At 38.4% G+C, this 20,443-nt stretch carries 17 protein-coding genes; 7 read left to right on the top strand and 10 right to left on the bottom strand.

The window, feature by feature from the left end; genetic code table 11:
- Nucleotides 1-39 precede the first annotated feature (39 nt).
- Nucleotides 40-882 carry a universal stress protein gene (locus AC1M9D_RS06570; RefSeq protein WP_035266378.1) on the top strand — a complete coding sequence of 281 codons (843 nt, stop codon included), beginning with the start codon at nt 40-42 and terminating at the stop codon, nt 880-882.
- A gap of 279 nt (nt 883-1,161) precedes the next feature.
- Here the strand turns inward: AC1M9D_RS06570 and AC1M9D_RS06565 are convergent, their stop codons facing one another.
- The 4 genes from AC1M9D_RS06565 to mutS form a co-directional block, all read right to left on the bottom strand.
- Nucleotides 1,162-1,827 (bottom strand): O-methyltransferase, encoded by a 666-nt coding sequence (locus tag AC1M9D_RS06565; protein WP_481611777.1) that lies wholly within the window; start codon nt 1,825-1,827, stop codon nt 1,162-1,164.
- Nucleotides 1,828-1,962: 135 nt separating this feature from the next.
- On the bottom strand, nt 1,963-2,682 hold the full coding sequence (locus AC1M9D_RS06560; protein WP_481611776.1) for a peptidase M15: 720 nt from the start codon (nt 2,680-2,682) through the stop codon (nt 1,963-1,965).
- 131 nt (nt 2,683-2,813) lie between these two features.
- Complete coding sequence (gene fdxA / locus AC1M9D_RS06555; protein ID WP_035266386.1) at nt 2,814-3,137, bottom strand: ferredoxin FdxA; 324 nt, start codon at nt 3,135-3,137, stop codon at nt 2,814-2,816.
- 235 nt (nt 3,138-3,372) lie between these two features.
- On the bottom strand, nt 3,373-6,024 hold the full coding sequence (gene mutS / locus AC1M9D_RS06550; RefSeq protein ID WP_481611775.1) for a DNA mismatch repair protein MutS: 2,652 nt from the start codon (nt 6,022-6,024) through the stop codon (nt 3,373-3,375).
- Between the two features lie 297 nt (nt 6,025-6,321).
- Between mutS and AC1M9D_RS06545 the strand changes: the two genes are divergently transcribed.
- Genes AC1M9D_RS06545 through AC1M9D_RS06525 form a run of 5 tightly spaced genes read left to right on the top strand, consistent with a single transcriptional unit; the run spans nt 6,322 to nt 11,183 of the window.
- A complete protein-coding gene (locus AC1M9D_RS06545; protein ID WP_481611774.1) occupies nt 6,322-7,572 on the top strand; it encodes a dienelactone hydrolase family protein in 1,251 nt (416 codons plus the stop codon).
- 22 nt (nt 7,573-7,594) lie between these two features.
- A complete protein-coding gene (locus tag AC1M9D_RS06540; protein WP_092767734.1) occupies nt 7,595-8,380 on the top strand; it encodes an SDR family oxidoreductase in 786 nt (261 codons plus the stop codon).
- Nucleotides 8,381-8,401: 21 nt separating this feature from the next.
- Complete coding sequence (locus AC1M9D_RS06535; protein WP_481611773.1) at nt 8,402-9,640, top strand: styrene monooxygenase/indole monooxygenase family protein; 1,239 nt, start codon at nt 8,402-8,404, stop codon at nt 9,638-9,640.
- A gap of 19 nt (nt 9,641-9,659) precedes the next feature.
- A complete protein-coding gene (locus tag AC1M9D_RS06530) occupies nt 9,660-10,184 on the top strand; it encodes a flavin reductase family protein (RefSeq protein WP_035266396.1) in 525 nt (174 codons plus the stop codon).
- A gap of 54 nt (nt 10,185-10,238) precedes the next feature.
- Nucleotides 10,239-11,183, top strand: coding sequence for a SphA family protein (locus AC1M9D_RS06525; protein WP_481611772.1), 945 nt, complete (start codon nt 10,239-10,241; stop codon nt 11,181-11,183).
- 48 nt (nt 11,184-11,231) lie between these two features.
- Here the strand turns inward: AC1M9D_RS06525 and AC1M9D_RS06520 are convergent, their stop codons facing one another.
- A complete protein-coding gene (locus tag AC1M9D_RS06520; protein ID WP_481611771.1) occupies nt 11,232-12,269 on the bottom strand; it encodes an AraC family transcriptional regulator in 1,038 nt (345 codons plus the stop codon).
- Nucleotides 12,270-12,728: 459 nt separating this feature from the next.
- Here AC1M9D_RS06520 and AC1M9D_RS06515 point away from each other — a divergent pair, with 459 nt between their 5' ends.
- Nucleotides 12,729-13,709, top strand: a complete 981-nt coding sequence (locus tag AC1M9D_RS06515) for an AraC family transcriptional regulator (protein ID WP_481611770.1) — start codon at nt 12,729-12,731, stop codon at nt 13,707-13,709.
- A gap of 42 nt (nt 13,710-13,751) precedes the next feature.
- On the opposite strand, the gene AC1M9D_RS06510 is transcribed toward AC1M9D_RS06515, so the two are convergent.
- The 5 genes from AC1M9D_RS06510 to AC1M9D_RS06490 all read right to left on the bottom strand — a co-directional run bounded on the left by AC1M9D_RS06510 (nt 13,752) and on the right by AC1M9D_RS06490 (nt 20,404).
- Complete coding sequence (locus tag AC1M9D_RS06510) at nt 13,752-15,095, bottom strand: MFS transporter (protein ID WP_481611769.1); 1,344 nt, start codon at nt 15,093-15,095, stop codon at nt 13,752-13,754.
- A gap of 98 nt (nt 15,096-15,193) precedes the next feature.
- Nucleotides 15,194-16,228 carry an anthranilate 1,2-dioxygenase electron transfer component AntC gene (gene antC, locus AC1M9D_RS06505; RefSeq protein ID WP_481611768.1) on the bottom strand — a complete coding sequence of 345 codons (1,035 nt, stop codon included), beginning with the start codon at nt 16,226-16,228 and terminating at the stop codon, nt 15,194-15,196.
- A gap of 11 nt (nt 16,229-16,239) precedes the next feature.
- Nucleotides 16,240-16,731 carry an anthranilate 1,2-dioxygenase small subunit gene (gene antB / locus AC1M9D_RS06500; protein ID WP_035266119.1) on the bottom strand — a complete coding sequence of 164 codons (492 nt, stop codon included), beginning with the start codon at nt 16,729-16,731 and terminating at the stop codon, nt 16,240-16,242.
- Nucleotides 16,732-16,733: 2 nt separating this feature from the next.
- A complete protein-coding gene (antA, locus tag AC1M9D_RS06495; RefSeq protein ID WP_035266117.1) occupies nt 16,734-18,170 on the bottom strand; it encodes an anthranilate 1,2-dioxygenase large subunit in 1,437 nt (478 codons plus the stop codon).
- A 230-nt stretch (nt 18,171-18,400) separates the two neighbouring features.
- Nucleotides 18,401-20,404, bottom strand: coding sequence for an esterase/lipase family protein (locus AC1M9D_RS06490; protein WP_481611794.1), 2,004 nt, complete (start codon nt 20,402-20,404; stop codon nt 18,401-18,403).
- Nucleotides 20,405-20,443 lie beyond the last annotated feature (39 nt).

Here is a 20,443-nt window from a genome sequence, read left to right as displayed (position 1 = left end):
GAAAAGAACAATCAGACATCATGTCAAAGTGAGGCAATCATGAACCGTGTAATTGCGTGTATTGATTCATCCCCATGTATTCATGCCTTAGCTGAAGCAGCAGCCTGGATTGCGGATCGAACTAAACGTGAGTTAGTCCTTTTACAGGTTTTAGATTACTATCCTGCAAGTTATCATCTGGGTGAAATTAGTGGTGTGATTGGATTTGAAAGTAATGCGATGCTCTTAAAAGAGCTCGCGGAATTAGAACAAAAACAAAGTGAATTAGCCTTAGATTATAGTAATAATCTTCTTTCACATATTTCAGAAGTGATCGAAGAAAAATATGGTATTACGCCTATAAAAATTCAAGAAAAAGGCGATTTCCTCGAACAGAGTTTCAATGTTTTAAATGAAAATGACATTGCGATTATTGGTCGAGTAGGTGAGCGCTCTGCAGAAAAACACAAAAGCTTAGGGAGTAATGTAGAGAATTTTATTCGTGGTGCTCGTTGTACTGTTCTAACTGTTGGTGAAACCTTTAAGCCCCCAACACGTTTTATTTTTGCCTATGAAGATTCTCAGACTTGTAAAGAGATGATGCATCGTGTTGCTAAAAGTGATTTATTAAGAACACTTCAGTGTCATTTGCTTTATGTCGGTGATCATCCTGAAATTCTTGATATCCCAGCTCAGTATTTACGTGAAGCTGGATTGGATGTGGTTGTTGAATACCGTTTTGGAGATGTCGCTGAGAATATTTTAGATTATCAGCAACAACATCAAATTCAATTAATTGTGCTAGGCGCTTATAGTCGCAGTAAAGTAAAACAATTTTTCTTGGGCAGTATTACGACCAATATATTTAGAAATTCAGTCGTTCCATTGTTGGTTGCGAAATGATCAATCAGTTTTGATTAATTTTACTTGATAAATATTCGGTCAACTTTACTGGTAGAAGGTGGATAAATTTTTAGAATAGTAGGGTTTTATAGTTTGATTATTTTATAATCTTTTTATTAAAGTATATGAAAATCAAGTGTTTGCCATAATATTTTATTTTTATCCACAGGAATACAAACAGGAATCGGGGATAACTTTTTCAGGGCTTTAGCGCAAGAAAAAGGAGTATTCAAATTGATGAATACTCCTTTAAGTGATACTAATGACTGCTATTAAGATTTATTTGACAATCGCCAGTGCAAAACCATCATGTCCTTTACTGCCGACCGTTTGTAAGGCTGTACTCAACAGTAGTCGAGGATGATTCTGCATGAGGCGGTACATTTCACGAATACCTTCGATGCTTGGTTTGACATTTTTTTCATCCAGAATATCACCAGCGCGAATCACATTATCTAAAAAAATAATGGTACCTGAGCGTGAAAATTTAAGTGATAGTTCTAAATACTCTGGGTAACTTTGTTTATCAGCATCAATAAATATAAAGTCAAATGGCTCAAAATTTTCAGGTAAAGATTTGAGAATATCAGCAGCGCGACCGACTTTTAATTCAACCGTTTGCTTTAATTTCGCATTGTCGATATTTTCTTGACCGAGTGCTGCATGTGTATCACGACCCTCGATCGTGAGAATATATCCATCCTCAGGGAGGGCTCTAGCTAGCCACATGGTGCTATAAGCCGCAAAGGTTCCAAGCTCTAACACACGCTTACACTGATTCATTTGAATCAACATTTGTAATAACATGCCTTGGTTAGCAGCAACTGCTAGATGGTCAGGAAAACCCTTATCAGCTGTATTTTGTAGAGTCTGAGTTAAAATTGGATCTTCTGGCATCAGATGAGATTCAATATAAGCATCAATATCTGACCATTGTTGTTGCATAACTGAGTACCTTTAGGGAGTTCAGTGCATTGTAATCGTTTCGAGTGAATGTGCAAATTTCTGATGCTTTGATGCTGAAAAATCAGTCAAAAAAAAGAGGTCAAAGACCTCTTAATTTAATCTGATCATCTAAAATTAGTAATGGCATAAAGATGTATTTCGAGTCAGATCAGGTCCCCAAGTACGGTAACCTTGAGTATCAATATGTATTTGACCAGTCGCATACAAACCTAAGCCCATATTTAAGCTTTGACCATAATTTTGCCAAAATTGGCATAATTTAAATTTAGAATTTTCGATGAAGGCATAATCTTCAGCCTTAGGAAATTCAGGACCAATTCTGAAATCAATGGCTGAGTTATACAAGTGTCGAGACGAACCTGCACCACCAGCACACTGATTTAACGGAAGGTCACGATATACAGATGTAACCTCAAAATCAGTTAGAATCCTTGCTGCAACGAGATATTTAAATACTTTCAGTGTCGCTAACTGATTCGACCACAGCTCACGGTTAGGAACCATATATTCAGATTTACCACATTTTTGCCAAGCACGTGCTGATTTAAAGAGTTCAAAACTTGGGATAATATTGCCAACATTATTACGTTCTAAGTATTGTTCATATTCTCGTGCTTGAGCTTGGTTATTTCCTTGCATCAGCCAAACACGATAAGAATTCGGCATGACTTTTGGTCGCGCTGGACGTTCATAGGTTATTTTTTCTTGTGGAATATATATGCGTTGACCATCATTGGTGACGATTGTTCGTCCTTTTTGAGGGGAGGACGTACATCCAATCAATATCAACGATATTGCACTGATTGAGCACAAGCCCTTCAAAATTAATTTCATTATCAATAAATTTTACTAAAGCAAATAAGTTTCTATTTTATGCTAATTGATTATCAAGAATGCGTATAAATTGCAAATAAATGTACCAATTGGGTATAAAAAAGATCAGCCGAAGCTGATCTCTCATTGGATTATTTTTCTAAATATTGCAATTTGTTTGGTTTGCCATTCCATTCTTCACGGTCAGCTGGTTGATCACCAATCTGAGTAATGTTTGGCCATTTTTCTGCAAGTTCAGCATTGAGTTCGATAAAGACTTCTTGACCTTCAGGTAGTTCATCTTCCGAGAAAATGGCATTAGCAGGGCATTCAGGCTCACATAACGCGCAGTCAATACACTCATCTGGATTAATGACTAGAAAGTTTGGACCTTCATAGAAACAGTCAACTGGGCAAACTTCTACGCAGTCTTGATACTTACATTTAATACAATTTTCAGTGACAACAAAGGTCATGGCGTCAGCTACCTAAAAAATATGGTTCTAATAACGAATGCTGTATTTTAGGCAAATTGTACGAAACTAACAATTCCTTTTCTTGATATTTAATATAGGGGATGCTACTAAATCAGTAATATTTATGATGAGATCGTACTAATCTGCAAATTCTCAGGCATTCTGCCACTGATTTCAAAAATCATGATTAAAAAAAGCCAGCAGATCGCTGGCTTATTGATTGAGTGTGCTTGAACTAAGATTTTTGGAGTAATTGTTTGAGTTGGTAGAGTTGGTCTAAAGCCTGTCTTGGACTTAAGTCATCTACAATAATTTCTGAAAGAAGTTGTTCAACTTGAGAAGGTTGATGAATTTCAACCACTTTTTCAACTTCAATAATTTTTTCTACAGGTTCACTATTTGAAAATAAATCTTGAGAGAACAAATCTTTTTGCACAGGTTGAGTTTGCAGTTGGAGTTTCTCCAGTTTTTTAAGTTTAGCTTGAGCCTCTTTAATCACGTTTTGAGGAATACCTGCTAGTTTAGCGACCTGTAAACCATGACTTTGACTTGCAGGACCTTTTTGAACCTTATGCAATAAGATGAGATGACCATTCACTTCTTGCGCAGTGACATGATAATTATCAATACACGGATCCATGCCTAATTCTGTTAATTCAAAATAGTGTGTTGCAAAAAGACATAAACATTTAATGCGATGCGTCAAATCAAGAACACAAGCCCAAGCTAATGATAAACCATCATAAGTACTGGTGCCACGACCTACTTCGTCCATCAATACCAAAGATTGTTGAGTGGCATGATGTAAAATTTGAGAAGTTTCCGTCATTTCCACCATAAATGTAGATTTGCCAGAAGAAAGATCGTCTGCTGAGCCGATACGAGTAAAGATCCGATCAATAGGTCCCAATTTGGCAAATTTCGCTGGAACGAAACTACCGCAATATGCCAATAGCGTAATTAAGGCCGTCTGACGCATGAATGTCGATTTACCACCCATATTTGGGCCTGTGATAATCGACATACGATGCTGTACATCTAGATAAGTATCATTTGGGGTGTAAGGCGTTTTAATCAGTGATTCAACAACGGGATGGCGTCCTGCTTGAATGTGTATTCCAATTTCAGGGCTAAATTCCGGACGATTCCAATTATATAATCTTGATAGATGTGCGAAGTTTGTCAGTACATCCAGTTGTGCAATAGCACTCGCCATCATTTGAAGATTGGCAATATCTTGACGTAATTCATCCAATAACATTTCAAACAAAAGTTTTTCACGAGCCAATGCACGCGATTCACTTGAAAGCACTTTATCTTCGAAAGACTTCAATTCAGGGGTGATATAACGTTCAGCATTTTTTAATGTTTGACGACGAATATAATGGGCAGGAGCTTGTTCAGCTTGCGCTCTGGTTAATTCAATATAGTAGCCACTCACTCGGTTATAACCGATTTTTAGTGTGTTTATACCTGTTGTTTCTCTTTCTTTGATTTCTAAATCAATTAGAAATTGTCCTGCATGATCGCGTATTTGACGAAGTTCATCCAATTCATGATCAAAACCATTTGCAATGACATTACCATCTCTTAATAGAACAGGTGGGTTTTCCACAATGGCTGACATGAGGCGATGATGTAAACAATTAAAGTCACCCAATTCCTCATTCAATTGATCGATTAAAGCGGATTGCTGTGTTGAGGTCATTGGTGCTAATGCATGGCGTAAATACGGAATCTGAGCACAGGCTTGACGTAGTTGCACTAAATCACGCGGTCGCGCACTTCCTAATGCCACACGGCTGAGTACGCGTTCGATATCACTAATTTCTTTTAATACCAGACGAATCGGAGCTTCATGATAGCCAGAGAGTATTGTTTGTATCGCATCTAAACGCTGATCCAACAATGCAGTATCACGAATCGGTTGCATTAACGTTCGACTAAGCAGTCGGCTACCCATAGCCGTTTGGCATTGGTTGGTTAAATCAAATAATGAAGTGCCATGCTCAAACAAAGGATCAATAATCTCTAGATTTCGTCGCGTCACAGGATCAAGAGCAATAAAGTCGGAGCTTTGTTCAAGTCGAATTGAACGAATATGTGGCAATGCCGTCTTTTGTGTATCTTTGGCATAATGAATTAAAGCTGCCGCGGCTGCTTTCGCTAACTCAAGATGTTCAATTCCAAAGCCAGATAAAGTACTTACGGCGAATTGATCACATAAAGTTTTTTGCGCATTATTCATATTGAAGTCTACATTTGGGCGTTTTGTAACGGGACAATCAAGAATTTGCTTAATCTGTTCAACCACTTCTGGATGCTTGAAATCCTCATCAATCAAAACTTCACTTGGCATAAGACGCGCAAGTTCTAGAGGAAGTTGTTCAGCTTGAAAACTTTGTTGTTGGACTTTAAAAATACCCGCACTGAGATCTAATAGGGCGATACCAATTTCATCAGATTTAATACAGATGGATACTAAATTTGAACTCTGATGGGCATTTAGCAATGCGTCGTCTGTCAATGTTCCCGGTGTAATAATTCTGACTACACCACGTTCGACAGGTCCTTTACCAGTGACTTCCCCAAGTTGTTCACAAATAACAACGGTTTCACCTTTTTTGACTAATCGTGCTAGGTATCCTTCTGCTGCATGATACGGAACTCCAGCCATTGGTATCGGTTGTCCATTCGCTTTACCACGGTGGGTTAACGTAATCCCTAAAATTTTAGCGGCTTTATGCGCATCGTCAAAAAATAACTCGTAGAAATCACCCATACGATAGAACATTAACGAATGCGGGTGCTGTAATTTCACCGTCATGTATTGCTGCATCATTGGCGTCAATGTTGAAAGATCGATATTGGATTGATCTAAAGTCATCTGTGAAAAAAACCTGTAGTTAAATTTGAAACGAAGAAGTACTGCTCAAGCTTAGCATGAGAAAAAATGCGTAAATCGATTATAAGATCTATTTTTAGCAAAAGATAAATGAGTCGAACCAATATTATAACCAACGACTCAATTTCGTTCATTGAATAATTAAATTCGATATCCATTTATGCAAATTCTTTGTGTAAAGAATCAGCAGTCTCTGGATAGTCTCCGCATCTTTTGGACAGTTTGTTATCGCATTTCATTTCATGATCAGATCATATTCGATGTCTTAGGGAAGAAAAAATGACAGGTCAAACGATTGAGATCACTACCAAATCAGGGAATCGCTATTCAGGGTATTTGGCAGTCCCAGAAGCGAAGAAAGGTCCAGGGATTGTATTGTGCCATGAAATATTTGGTATTAATGCAGCGATGCGAGCAAAAGCTGACTTTCTCGCAGAGGAAGGCTATACCGTTTTAGTCCCAGATCTATTTTGGCGTACTGCACCAAACATTGAGCTAGGTTATACACCTGAGGATTTTGAAAAAGCTTTACAACTTTATCAGCAATATGATGAAGATCAGGGTGTAAATGATATTCGTGAAAGTTTAAGTTTTTTATCAACTTTAGATGCATGTGACACGACTACGGGTCAGTCAGTGGTCGGATATTGTCTTGGTGGAAAACTTGCATATTTGGCTGCATGCCGCATTGATAACTTAGCGTGTTCGGTTGCTTACTACGGTGTAGGCATTGAAAAAGCGCTCGATGAACTCTCGAATGTGAAGGGTAAGCTTGTGTTACACATGGCTGAACTTGATCAATTCTGTCCAGCTGAAGCGCGAAATCAAATTACTGAAGCATGCGCACAATTTAAACATATTCATGCTTATGTTTATGAAGGTGTTGATCACGCATTTGCACGACCGAACAGCGATCATTATCACAAACCATCGGCGCGATTTGCCCATGAACGTACCGTAACAGCGTTACATGAAACGGTTGGCCCTCACTATGACTTAGTTGCATTGTGGGAAGAGCATATCAGACATGAGTTCGACACGCGCGATGTACCAGCAACCATGGCAACGATGGTCGCTCAACCATATGTGAATCACATTCCAACATTGACAGGTGGTGTGGGATATAGCCAGTTAGGGCGATTCTATCGATATCATTTTGTACATCAAAATCCTCAAGATATGAAAATCACCTCAATTTCAAGAACCGTGGGATCTACTCAGGTTGTGGATGAATTCATCATGAGTTTCACTCACGACACTGAAATTGATTGGTTATTACCAGGTGTAAAACCGACTGGAAAATATGTCGAAATTCCAATGTTGGGGGTCATTCAGTTTAGAGGTCCAAAACTTTGTCACGAACATATTTATTGGGATCAAGCTTCTGTACTTGTCCAAATAGGACTACTTAATCCAGAAGGATTGCCTGTTGCAGGTGTAGAAACAGCGAAAAAACTTTTAGATGAAGATATTCCTTCAAATGGCTTGATGCCAAGTTGGGAGTCGAGTGCTGGTAAGCCAATCGAATAATCAAAATAAATGGGGCAAAAAAATGGAATTAAATATTAAAGATAAAGTTGCCATTGTCAGTGGTGGATCAACATTGATTGGACAGGCTGTGGTTCAAAGTCTCGTGAATTTAGGGGCTAAAGTTGCCATTTTAGACATTGATGATTACGGAAAAACCATAGCTGCGCAACATCCTTATGAAGTGATGTTTATACAAACTGATCTAACTTCAGACATCGCAATTCAGGAAGCGGTGAACAGCATTAGAAATCATCTAGGTGAAGTCAGTTATTTAGTGAATTTGGCATGTACCTATCTTGATGATGGTTTCAAATCACCACGATCAGATTGGTTAAAAGCATTAGATATCAATTTGGTGTCTATTGTTGAGCTAACGCGTGCCGTATATGAAGATTTGCAAAAAAATAAAGGGTCAGTGGTGAATTTCACCTCGATTTCAGCGCAATGTGCTCAAACGGGGCGTTGGTTATATCCAGTGTCTAAAGCAGCAATTTTACAACTGACCAAATCAATGGCAATGGATTTTGCGCCAGATGGTATCCGTGTCAATTCAGTTTCACCAGGTTGGACTTGGTCGAGAGTAATTTCTGAAGTGAGTGGACAAAATCGTGCGAAAGCTGATGCTGTAGCAAGTGATTATCATCTCTTGGGACGTTTGGGTAATCCGGCAGAAGTGGCAAATGTAGTGACATTCTTATTGTCGGATGCTGCAAGTTTTGTGACTGGCGCAGATTATGCGGTAGATGGTGGGTATTCAGTCATGGGGCCTGAAACGAATCAACCCGCAATACCACGTTTAGCAGAATAAATTAAATATTGGAGAATAAAGATGAGAAAAATTGCAATTGTTGGTGCAGGTCAGTCAGGACTTCAACTTGGATTAGGACTGCTTGATAAGGGATATGACATCACGATTTTGTCGAATAAAACTCCTGATGAGATTCGTCAAGGCAAAGTCATGTCTAGTCAATGTATGTTCCATACTGCGTTACAGACTGAGCGTGATTTAGGATTAAATTTTTGGGAAGAGCATTGTCCAGCGGTAGAAGGTATTAGTTTTGCTTTGGTTGATCCAGCAAGTGGTGAAAGAGCATTTAAATGGAGCGCGCGATTAGAGCGTTATGCTCAATCTGTTGATCAACGTGTCAAGATGCCTTATTGGCTTGAAGAGTTTCAGCGCCGTGGAGGCAAGTTTGTTCTCCAAGATGTCGGTCTAAATGAATTAGAACATTTGGCTGACGAGTATGAATTAGTGCTATTGGCTGCGGGTAAAGGTGAAGTGGTTAAAGAGTTTGTACGTGACGCAGAACGTAGTACTTTTGACAAACCTCAGCGTGCATTGGCTTTAACTTATGTGAATGGAATGAAGCCAATATCACCATACTCGAGAGTGAGCTTTAATATTATTCCTGGGGTGGGTGAGTATTTTTGTTTTCCTGCGCTTACAGTAAATGGTCCATGTGACATTATGGTTTTTGAAGGGATTCCTAATGGTCCTATGGATTGCTGGGCTGAAGTTAAAACACCAGAAGAACATTTAAATAAAAGCTTAGAAATTTTGAAAGAACATTTGCCGTGGGAATATGAGCGTTGTAAAGACGTAACGCTGACAGATCATGGCGGATATTTAGCAGGACGTTTCCCACCAACGGTACGTAAACCTGTCATGACATTGGCTTCTGGTAAAAAAATATTTGGTATGGCAGATGCATTGGTGGTGAATGATCCAATCACAGGTCAAGGATCAAATAATGCAGCTAAGTGTAGCAAGGTTTATTTCGATGCGATCTTAGCACACGGTAATCAAGCGTTTACTGAAGATTGGATGGAGTCAACATTTGAAAAATATTGGTCATATGCTGAAAAAGTCGTGAGCTGGACAAATAGTTTATTGGTTCCACCTAAACCTCATGTTGTTGAGCTACTAGGTGCAGCATCTCAAAATCATAATTTAGCTTCTCAGATCGTTAATAATTTTGATGATCCACGTAACTTTTCACCGTGGTGGTTTGACGAAAACGCAGCGAAAGAATTATTAGAAACAGATCAAGTTTTTAAAGTGGCTTAATGGAACTGAGGTGTTAAAAATGGATGTATTAGATAAAATTAATCTGCAAGAGATTGATATCAGTAATCCTCGCGAGATTCGTAATCTCCTTGGTCAGTTTGCCACAGGTGTTACCGTAATCACCACACGTGGAACGGATGGACGAAAAGTGGGCATGACAGCCAATTCATTTTCTTCGTTGTCATTAGATCCACCGCTTGTATTGTGGAGCTTGTCGAAAACAGCACCAAGTTTGCCCGATTTTGTTGCAGCTGAGCACTTTGCAATTCATATGTTAACGAAGGAGCAGCATCAGCTTTCTACCCATTTTGCCCGTGGTGCACAAGATAAGTTTGCGACAGTTGATCATGGTGAATGTGATACAGGCGTTCCATTACTGAATGAAGCACTTGCTACACTTGTCTGTAAAAATGTACAGCAATACGAAGGTGGCGATCACCTGATTTTTATCGGTGAAATTCAAAAATATCAACAAACTGCTGGTGAGCCCTTAGTATTTCATGCTGGTCGTTACCAAATTGCAGCGAGCCATCCAGACCTTTAATTATTGCTCTAAAAACCACGATGAATAATCGTGGTTTTTTTGTTGGAAATACACATGAAAAATAAAATTATATTAAGCACTTTAACCTTGTTTACTGCAGCATATTCATCACAAGCTCTGGCTTATGATTTACCAACTGTGAATTTGGGTATGACCAGCTTTCTGGATGGTGGACTACCAGCTGGACCGGGTTGGTATTCACAAACTTATTTTCAACATTATGATAGTGATAAGTTGAGAGATGCGAGTGGACAAAATCTTCCATTGCCCAAAACAGATTTAAATTATCAAGTGATTGTTGAGCAATTAAGTTACATATCGACCTATAAACCGACTGCTCATTCAAGTCTAGGTCTGAACTTACTTATCCCTTATTTAAGTAAAATGAGTGTTGACGATGGTTTAAATAATCAAGCGCTAAAAGCTAAAAGTGGATTTGGAGATTTAATGATTGGTCCATTTCTCCAGTTCGATCCAGTCATGGGTGAACAGGGACCAAAATTTGTCCATCGAATTGAATTACAGCTAAATTTGCCGACAGGGGAATATCAGCAAAACCGTTATATTAATCCGGGCAATAATGCATTTTCCTTCAATCCATATTGGGCTGCAACGTATTGGTTTAATCCGAAATGGACAGCTTCGACACGCGCTCATTATTTGTATAATTTTAAAAATGATGATCCAACTTATAGTTTTGGTGCTGCTGATGACATCCAAGCGGGGCAAGCAGTTCACATTAACTTAGCATCTGAATATGCTGTACATGATCAGATTCGGTTGGGTCTAAGTGGATATTACTTAAAACAGCTCACCGGTACCAAAGTTGATGGTGTAAAAGTCGATGGTCGCAAAGAAAGTGTGTGGGCTGTTGGACCTGGAATTATGTATAGTCACTCGCCAAAAAATCATGTCGTCGCAAATGCATATTTTGAGCATGATGCAAAAAATAGAACTGAAGGTGATCGATTCCAAATTCGATACATTCATCATTTCTAATCAAAAAAGCCTGTGAAATCACAGGCTTTTTTATTCATAGACCTAAAATTAAGAGAAGAGTGAATTTTGTGTAATCTTACGCGTTGATGATGGCAGCTCGCCATAACGACGTTTGTACTCTTGTGAAAAACGACCTAAATGAGTAAAGCCCCATTTAAATGCAACATCAGTGACCGTGGCATGTTCATTATTCATCAGTTCAAGATGAGCTTGTTCAAAACGAAGCTCACGTAAGTATGCCATAGGGGTAATGCCAAAATGATTTTTGAATCCGGCGAAGAGTGTTCGTGCACTTACACCTGATTGTTCAGCCAAGACTTCGATATTAAGTGGTTCATGCAAGTGTTGCCGAATGTATGCTTCAGCACGTTTGATAAAGTAAGGTGCTAATTTTTTCTCATGATGAGCGTTTGCTTTAAAAAAAGCATTGTTTGGTTGCCCATAAATAAGAGCATTAAATAAATTTGATTCAAACTGCTTAAAGGCAAGTGGATGGTGGAGAGGATGATGCTCACATTTGAGTGCATCCATCATGGTTCTCAAAAGTTGTAGAAAATAACCACCAGATTGAGTAGTAAAATCGAGTCGTGGATTAAAAATTACATTTTTTTGTTCAGATTTCACGATATGTTGCTGACAATGATGTGCAAAATCATCTTTTGAAATTTTAAGAATAAGTTGAGGCGAGTGAGCACGCCAGCGCATTCTGAGTGATTGGTCAGGTGAAATAATTGATGCTACTTCTGAATATGAAATAAATTTATCGTGACCAAATTCAATTTCTGCATAGCCTTGAGTAGGAATCTGAATCAGATAAAACTTTTCTAGTTGATCTGGTTCGATCAATACATCTGCACCATATTCCAAACGGCTGATAGAAAGAGCACCAGTTTGAACATGGTGCATGCTTGCACTAAAATTTTTAGCAGGTTTTAACACTTTGAGTGCATGAGGCTTAAAAATTTGACCCACATTTTTACAAGTTTCGCTTAAATCTGCTTGATGGAAGACCAAATTTTGGCGGGTGAAAATTGATTCATTACGAAAATTTTGCCCAGTTAGCTGAGAGGAATGAAGCTGGTTCATTTTGGTTCCTTTTGGCTCATTAGTAGCGCGCACCATGAATGTATTTTTAAATTGATTTCATGGAATGAGATTTACGATATAAATAAATGAAGCAATATTCAGACCAAAACAATAATTTTAAAACGTGATAGATATAGTTAAAATTGAAAAATATTGCGTTTATTTATATCGGTCCTATCCTTAGGACGTTATTCAAAATCTATCTTTATAATCACTGAATGTCAAATTAAACCTCATATTTGATCTCTTTGATTTTTGATCAAGATTTTGAAAATTATGATAAAAAATAACGATACTTATTAAGTAATCTAAGATACCAAAATAGTATTTTTTGATTTATTAATTGATATTCAAAAATATATGTAAATATTTAGTCGAAGCCTAGAGACTTTATTTCGACATTATTTTTAAAAATGTTTTATAGTATTTATCACGATTCAAAATAGCTAGGTGAACAGGATGATCACACTCAGCCAACATAAGGATCTTAGTCACGCTTCGCGTGAATTGAATGTTGCTCAACGATTAATGAGCCTTATTTGTGGTTCACATCAATTAGATACTGCTCGTAAAGATCAGCTCGATTTCCATTATTCAGGTATACGCTTGCCGAGTAAAAAAATGGCAATTGGCTGTATCAGTTATGGCACAGATGTGTCTATTCAAATTCAGCAGCTAGGTGCATACAGTATCAGTTTGCCTATTCATGGACAGCAAACATTGCGTATGAATGGAGAAACTCATTTATCACACAGTAATAATGGAATCATTGTTTCTAGTCAGGATCAGCAAGAACTCATCATTCACCGTAATTGTAAAAAATTTCAAGTAGTGATTCCTGAAGAAAGTGTCAAATCTGTACTTTCCAATCTGCTTTCTAAACCTGTTAAAGAGCGGGTGATTTTTGAACCAGATATGCCATTTAGTGAAGATAACTTCCTAAGATTATGGTGGAATAATATTCAACAATGTTTATCGCTCAGGCAAGATTATTCTCGTTTTGATGGTTTAAATCTGCTTTCTCAAGACTATGAAAGTTTTTTGATTAAGGCTTTGCTTTTAACCCAGCACAATAATTATTCCAATGAATTAAGATCGCTCCAAGAGTATCAGCTTCCGAAGCCAGTCATGGTGGTCAGAGAGTTTATTCATCGTTTTGCTGATCAAGAGTTGGATGCATCAGATTTAGTCATGATATCGGGGACTTCAAAATCGACTTTATACCGTGAGTTTCAACAAGCGCTGCATATGAGTCCTATGGATTATTTAAAAAACTATAGACTTGAACAGATTCATCATGCTTTGTTGCAGAACAATGCAAATATTTCCATTTCAAGATTGGCTTATGATTGGGGATTTAGACATTTAGGACGTTTTTCTCAAGAATACAAAGCCAAGTATGGGGTTCTCCCGAGTGAAACACTTAAAATAATGGTTTAAAAAAAGCCCCTTGATTGGGGCTTTTTAATGACTGAGTCGAGATTAATGGGTTACTTCAGCAGTTGCAGTATTGGCTGATTCAGGTTGTTTCAGTCCTTTTAATGCGAGCGCAATAAACGAAATAAATGTCGGAATTGCGAGGACATAGAAAATACCTGCAAGAGATAATTCAAAAGTAAAAATCAGTGATCCGTAGAACGCACCTAAGATCGCACCGATACGACCAATACCATGCATCCATGAAACACCTACACCGCGGCACACTGAAGGGTAGAACAGTGCTGTTAATGGAAGTAGTGATGATTGAGCACCCACTAATAATGCGCCAATTAAGAAAATTGCAATACCGAGTAAAACAATACTTTGGCTTACGAATGCTGCAACGAAGAACAATACAAATGCTGCGAGATAAGAATATTTAATCACAGTATTTGGATTAACTTTATCCATATACCAACCCATAAAGCATGCACCTATTACACCGCCGAATGGGAAAATCGCTGCAATTAAACTAAACTGCTCTGTTGTAAATCCAGCGGTTTTAAGAATAGTCGGCATCCAGCTGGTTAACAGATAAAACACCATTAGGCTGGTAAAGCAACACAGCCAAAGCATTGCTGAACCCCAAAAGTATTTGCTAAATAAAATTTTAACAGGGCTTTGTTTAGGATCTAAAACTTCTGCTTCAGGTAGTACAAATACAGTACTTTGATCAAATGCTTGACCGTGAATCTTCTCAAGAATTGGTTTTGCTTTTTCTTGACGATTTTGCTTGATGAGGTATTGAGGTGATTCAGGTAACTTAGTGATCAGAAATACCAATACAATCAGTGGGATAATACCGCCAATAATAATGACATTCGCCCAACCTTGATTCTCTAATAAGAACGCAGATAAGACACCGCCACTCGAGATTCCTAACATAAATCCGCAACCTGCTAATCCAGTCAGGAATGCTTTGCGTTTTAGAGGCATATATTCAGATACCATTGTGCTGATATTCGGCATAGCCGCACCAAGTCCGATCCCCGTTATAAAACGATAGATCATAAGTTCTTGTGTGTTAGAAGCGAATCCGCACATGATGGTAAAAATTGAAAACAACAAAGTTGTCATCACGATGACACCCTTGCGTCCAAATTTGTCTGATAATGGTCCTGAGATAATGGCACCGATCGACATACCAACTAAGGCTGCGCTGAGCACAGGTGCTAGATCTGGTTTTGAAATACCCCAATCATCTAACAATGCTGGTGCAATAAAGCCTAAGATGCCAGTGTCTAATCCATCACAGAAAAAAACCAAAAACCCCAGAAAGAAAACTGTCCATTGTAAAGGGGACATTTTTTCCCGATCAATAACGTCATTTACAATTATTTTTTGCATTTAAAATTTCCATATATTCAAACGTTAGAACAAAAAAGGACTATCGTTTGCAAAGAATATTAACGATAGTCCTTAGTGATTGTCATAAGCTCATTTAATTATCTTGAGCTATGACTTTGAATAAACTTCTCACTGTAAACACGTCCGTTGTCTATCTGGTGATCAGCTAACCAATTTTTGACAGCATCGATCATTGGTGGCGGACCACACAAATACATATCGAATGCTGATTCGCTTAATTGCGATTGATCTAAATGTTCGTGGATAAATCCTTTTTTTCCAGTCCAATCATTAGAAGGTTGTCCGATTACGGGATGATACTCAAAGTGTGGAATCTTAGCTGAGTATGCTTTTAACCTTTCTTGTTCACACAAATCTTGCTCTTTGTTTACACCATAATACAGATGTACTGGTGGAATTTGAGGTTGTTTCACAATTTGATCTAGCATTCCTAAAAATGCTGACAATCCAGTACCTCCTGCGACAAAGACTAATGGCTTTTCTTTTTCCACTTCGCGAAGATAAAAACTGCCTAAAGGTGCTTCGAGTAAAATTGTATCCCCAACTTTTGCTCGATCTCGCAGATAGTCACTCATGAGACCTTGCGGGAGTAAGCGAATTAAAAACTGTAATTGATTAGCTTCATTGGGTAAATTGGCAAAGGAATAAGAACGCCAATCATTTGCACCAGGAATTTTTAATCGAGCATATTGACCCGGTAAATAATCAATTTTCTGCGTATGTTGACTGGCATCTACATGAATGATTGCCGTAGTTTCAGAGACTAATTCTACGTGAGTCACTTTGGTTTCGAGTTGAAGTGTTTCACCAGCATTACAGAAACTTGAGTCATGATCGAAATAGAATGCAGCATTCGATTGCACTCGTGTTTGACAAGCTAAAATTTTACGCTCTGCCAGATCACGTTCGGTTAATGCTTCTTCATCGACATAATCTTGAGTGTAATTGCCACTTTCACATTGCCCTTGACAGGTTGCGCAAACGCCTTCACGGCAGTCTAAAGGTAATGTGATACCTTGACGGAACGCAGCATCAAGTAAAAGCTCATCATTATTCACAGAGATAAAGAACGTTTTACCATCTGCAAAGTTGAGTGCAACAGAATGACTCATTCTTTTACTCCTTAAACGTGATAGAAGTCGAGCACAGAATCAATTTTGTCATTCAACAAAATGGTGTGCTGTTTACGAATGCGGAAAGTGTCTTCATGTTGACGAAGGATATAAGTGACATGACCGTAAAAATAGCCTTCTAAACCTTGGCGGTTATAGAATGTCGACCAACCCGCTTTAACTTCTAATAATCCGTCTTCAAGTGTTTTTACACGGATGTTGTGAATCGCATGCATGAGACGCGGAAGGGGAGTAGCTGATGCAGCTTTACCAGTTCCAATACGGAATACGCGATCTTCAAGGCCAGCACGGTTTTCATAATAGATATACGAAAGTCCTTGGTTTGGATCAGTGACGTATTCATGGTCACTAATCCATTGTGGAATGTGGTATTCGCTGTCTTCATCATAGAGTTCTAAATATGCGTCCCATTCATAGTTGTCACAAAGCGCAGATTTTTCATATAAAAATTGAGAAACTTGATGTACAAGAGCTTGTGTCATGATTAAGCCTCCTCAGTTGTCGCTTGTGATGCAGGGCATTCGTGTGGTTCAGAAGTATCTTCAGTGAGTTTAAGTGCTTTATTTTTTAAGCCTTTTAACATGAGATCGCGCCAAACTTGGTGTTGATTGACATATAAACCTTCTTGAGTGATTTCAGTTCCCGTAATGACTGGTTTAATACCAAGTGTTTGAGCATTCGGGCTGTCGCCATAATTCCACTTATGATAACCGCGCGAAATATCACTCCAGCGTTCTAAACGAGCTTGGAAACCACGCTGTTGTTCACGGAATTCAACTAAATCGTCAGGCGTGCCTAAGCCCGATACGTTGAAGAAATCTTCGAATTGACGAATACGGTTACGACGTGCTTCAGCCGACTCACCTTTAACACCAATACACTGGCTAATGACTTCAGTTTTATTCCACGCAACTGGACGAATAATACGAAGTTGCGAACTGATTTGATCCATAAAGAAAAGGCTTGGATATAGGTTTAAGTTTCTGAGACGGTGCATTGCCCATTCAGCACGTTTTTGACCATATTTCTCAACCAGATATGGCATCACAGTTGCGTAACCAGGACGTACAGTTGGGTTAGGCATGTCACTAAACAAAACGTTATGACCATTTTTAAATGAGAACCAACCATCATCAGTTGTGTCATCACCAGCACCTAATTTACTGTAATCAAGTGTGTCTTTTGGTCCGGTCCCTTTTTGAGCATTCAGTTGCTGACGATATTGAACTGTAGATACATAGTTATAGTGAACAGTACTTACGTGGTAGCCATCTACACCATTTTCATTTTGAAGCTTCCAGTTTCCTGCAAAGGTATATGCTGATTTACCCGGTAAAACTTCTAATTCACCTGTAGGTGATTGTTCAACCATAAGATCAAGGAAAACACGTGTATCACCTAAATAATCTTCTAAAGTGTCTGTAGCTGTTGTATCTAAGCTAACGAAGACAAATCCTTTATAACTTGCAATACGTGCTTTTTTTAGACCTCGTGATGATTTATCAAAGTCATCACAATACTCACCAGGAGCTTTAACTTTTACGAGGCGACCATCAGATTTGTAACACCAAGCGTGGAACGGGCAGGTAAATGTGGATTGATTACCTTTAGCAACTCGGGTCAATGTAGCACCACGGTGCTCGCAGGCATTGACCATTGCATTTAAATTACCTTGACCATCACGGTTAATGATGAGCGGTTGGCGACCAATTTGAACAGTGACAAAGTCATTTGGTTTTGGAATTTCACTTTCATGACACGCGTAGATCCATACCTTTTCAAAGATCATTTCCATTTCTAGATCAAAAAGTTCTGGTTCAGTAAACATGTCACGTGCGATACGATAGACGCCATCCTCTGGTCGAAAATCGATACATCCTTCAATAAAATCATGCCATTCGATGCTGCTACGAGATCCCATGGTCTAACTCCTTATATCACTTGATTTCATTTATCTTTGAATCTATTGAACAGTGATTAAGGGAGTCAGGCTATCCAGTTTGTTCTAATCGTTATCCATTTTTTCTCAAATATTTTATGGAGAAGGTAATTAAAAATATGAGTGGGATTCAAAAGTCGTCATTTGGGACTATAAAAACAAAAAGCCGATGCATCTTTGATACATCGGCTGATAAAAGCTAAAGGAAATCGTTATTTGGCAATTCCAAGCTCTGTCAAATGAAGTCTTAGGATTCGTCTTAATTCCAACACAGCTTCAGGCGTTTCCTGAATTGAGTGACCACCTTTGATAATAATCTCAGATTGTGCCCCTTTAAGATGCGCACTCTGATAAGGTACGATCCCATCTGACATAACAGTAGGATCTTTACTCTCAGTCACATTCCCCATGATGGAGTGAAATTTAAACCCTTTAATTGGCGTCACAGGTGAGGTTAAATTGGTGAAAGGAGAGTTGTGACTCAGATCACTCGGACCATTTTGAATCAATCCATGACCTAAGTCTTTGACAAAATGTTTAATATTAATATCTTTATCTGAGAGCGATTCAGCAAATGCACCCAAAAATGCACCTGGCAGCTTGATCACTTTACGCGCAGCTCGTGTAAACCAACGATCAGCATAATCTGTCCCTCGATGAGGTGCTGCTAAGAAAATAGCACGATTAAACTGTGGCACAGGTTTGATTTGTAAACGAGCTTTAAATAAAGGTTCATTCTTAAAACGGCTAATTTGAGAATTTTTTAATTGAGACAATGCAGGTTGTGTTAAATCAGCTTGGCTCACCAATAATCTTGAAATAATACCACCCATACTATGTCCAATCAGAACTGCATCTTTAGCTGATGCCGTAGATTGATCAAGTGAATCAAATGCTTGTTGAATGATCGCATTCACCTGAAAGCGACTTTCTAAAATTGGCATATTGGTTGAGTAAAATACTTGCCAAACTTGATAATGCTCTCTTAGAACATTATCTCCCATAATGTCATTGGTTAATGCAATCCAAGCTTCTGGACTGCTTGCAAGTCCATGCACCAAAACAATAATTTTTTTGTTTGGATTATAGGGTTCGAGCATAAAGAGATGGGGCATTGTGATTGTATTGTCACGATCAATCAAACTCAAATATGCAGCAGCACCTAAGTTATTTTCGGCAAGCCACAAACCATAAGGTGCAGAGTAATTCGCAGCTAAGGGATAAACTTTTCCACCTACTTTTAATTGATCTAATCCATAAGGATCATAAATATTCAGGGTGAAATGCGGGTCATTCAGAATATCCTCTACATTACTTTGACGCGCAGGCTCAGCGGTCATCGTGACTGAAAGATAACGTGGTGGATGAATGTTAGGATTACGACCATTTTTATAAGCGTGATTTAATGGATCTACAATATATTTACCTGAATCGCTATTTCGCTCTGGCGCTGGAAGCGTTGCGACAAATTCCGCACCGAAACCATCCCGACGGTTAATCGAACGTAAGCCACTAAAATTGAGATTGTAGCTTGAAAGCAGGCTATCTAATTTTTGATTAGCAATCTGAGGGTAATGGTCATAGTTGATGGTATAAATGCTTTCACCAATTTTTATTTGTTTGGGAACTTTTTCACCCGTATAGCGCATACCATAGGTCATCACCATTTTCGCCAAGGCTTGATTGTAGAAATCTCGTATTTGAACTTGTCTATTATCGAAAATACGGTCGCTTGGTTGGCGTTTTGTCTTGAATAGATAGGCATAACTATAACGAATACTTTTATCAAGCATTGCTAACTGTTGGTCAAGACATTGACTATAGTTTTCTTGATGAAGTTTTTGCTTTTCTTCTGACTGATATTTATTAATTAAACTGGTATTACAATCAGAAGAATTACTGAAGGTTAATGCCCGTGTCAAATATGCTTCACTTGCAGTTGAATAAAGTTGTTCATCTTGAATTTGTTTTATTTTTTTTAGATCAGATACGCATTTATCTGGATCATTAGAACAACTTTCAGCCTCACTGCCTGTCATGGAGAGGACATTCAGACTCGCTTCACTCATTTTTTTACGCGTTAATATGCTATCTCGTTCATTCGCGATCGAAACATTAAGCGCTTGATTTTTTACACTGACGACTTGGCAACCTGTCATAAATAGTGGTGTTGCGAGCAGTAGGACGCCGATGTATTTATTGTTCATCATAAACATATTTTCAACTGTCAGCATGAATCATTAACGCTGAGCATA

It is taken from the genome of Acinetobacter sp. ANC_7682 (genome assembly GCF_056779795.1).
This window is presented reverse-complemented; position numbering and strand designations above follow the sequence as displayed.

Bases quoted from the DNA above. Each gene is read 5' to 3' on its own strand.
- AC1M9D_RS06545 (WP_481611774.1), top strand. From the start codon at position 6,322: ATGACAGGTCAAACGATTGAGATCACTACCAAATCAGGGAATCGCTAT.
- antB (WP_035266119.1), bottom strand. From the start codon at position 16,731: ATGACACAAGCTCTTGTACATCAAGTTTCTCAATTTTTATATGAAAAA.
- antC (WP_481611768.1), bottom strand. From the start codon at position 16,228: ATGAGTCATTCTGTTGCACTCAACTTTGCAGATGGTAAAACGTTCTTT.
- AC1M9D_RS06565 (WP_481611777.1), bottom strand. From the start codon at position 1,827: ATGCAACAACAATGGTCAGATATTGATGCTTATATTGAATCTCATCTG.
- antA (WP_035266117.1), bottom strand. From the start codon at position 18,170: ATGGGATCTCGTAGCAGCATCGAATGGCATGATTTTATTGAAGGATGT.
- fdxA (WP_035266386.1), bottom strand. From the start codon at position 3,137: ATGACCTTTGTTGTCACTGAAAATTGTATTAAATGTAAGTATCAAGAC.
- AC1M9D_RS06520 (WP_481611771.1), bottom strand. From the start codon at position 12,269: ATGAACCAGCTTCATTCCTCTCAGCTAACTGGGCAAAATTTTCGTAAT.
- AC1M9D_RS06570 (WP_035266378.1), top strand. From the start codon at position 40: ATGAACCGTGTAATTGCGTGTATTGATTCATCCCCATGTATTCATGCC.
- mutS (WP_481611775.1), bottom strand. From the start codon at position 6,024: ATGACTTTAGATCAATCCAATATCGATCTTTCAACATTGACGCCAATG.
- AC1M9D_RS06540 (WP_092767734.1), top strand. From the start codon at position 7,595: ATGGAATTAAATATTAAAGATAAAGTTGCCATTGTCAGTGGTGGATCA.
- AC1M9D_RS06525 (WP_481611772.1), top strand. From the start codon at position 10,239: ATGAAAAATAAAATTATATTAAGCACTTTAACCTTGTTTACTGCAGCA.
- AC1M9D_RS06510 (WP_481611769.1), bottom strand. From the start codon at position 15,095: ATGCAAAAAATAATTGTAAATGACGTTATTGATCGGGAAAAAATGTCC.
- AC1M9D_RS06535 (WP_481611773.1), top strand. From the start codon at position 8,402: ATGAGAAAAATTGCAATTGTTGGTGCAGGTCAGTCAGGACTTCAACTT.
- AC1M9D_RS06515 (WP_481611770.1), top strand. From the start codon at position 12,729: ATGATCACACTCAGCCAACATAAGGATCTTAGTCACGCTTCGCGTGAA.
- AC1M9D_RS06530 (WP_035266396.1), top strand. From the start codon at position 9,660: ATGGATGTATTAGATAAAATTAATCTGCAAGAGATTGATATCAGTAAT.
- AC1M9D_RS06490 (WP_481611794.1), bottom strand. From the start codon at position 20,404: ATGTTTATGATGAACAATAAATACATCGGCGTCCTACTGCTCGCAACA.
- AC1M9D_RS06560 (WP_481611776.1), bottom strand. From the start codon at position 2,682: ATGAAATTAATTTTGAAGGGCTTGTGCTCAATCAGTGCAATATCGTTG.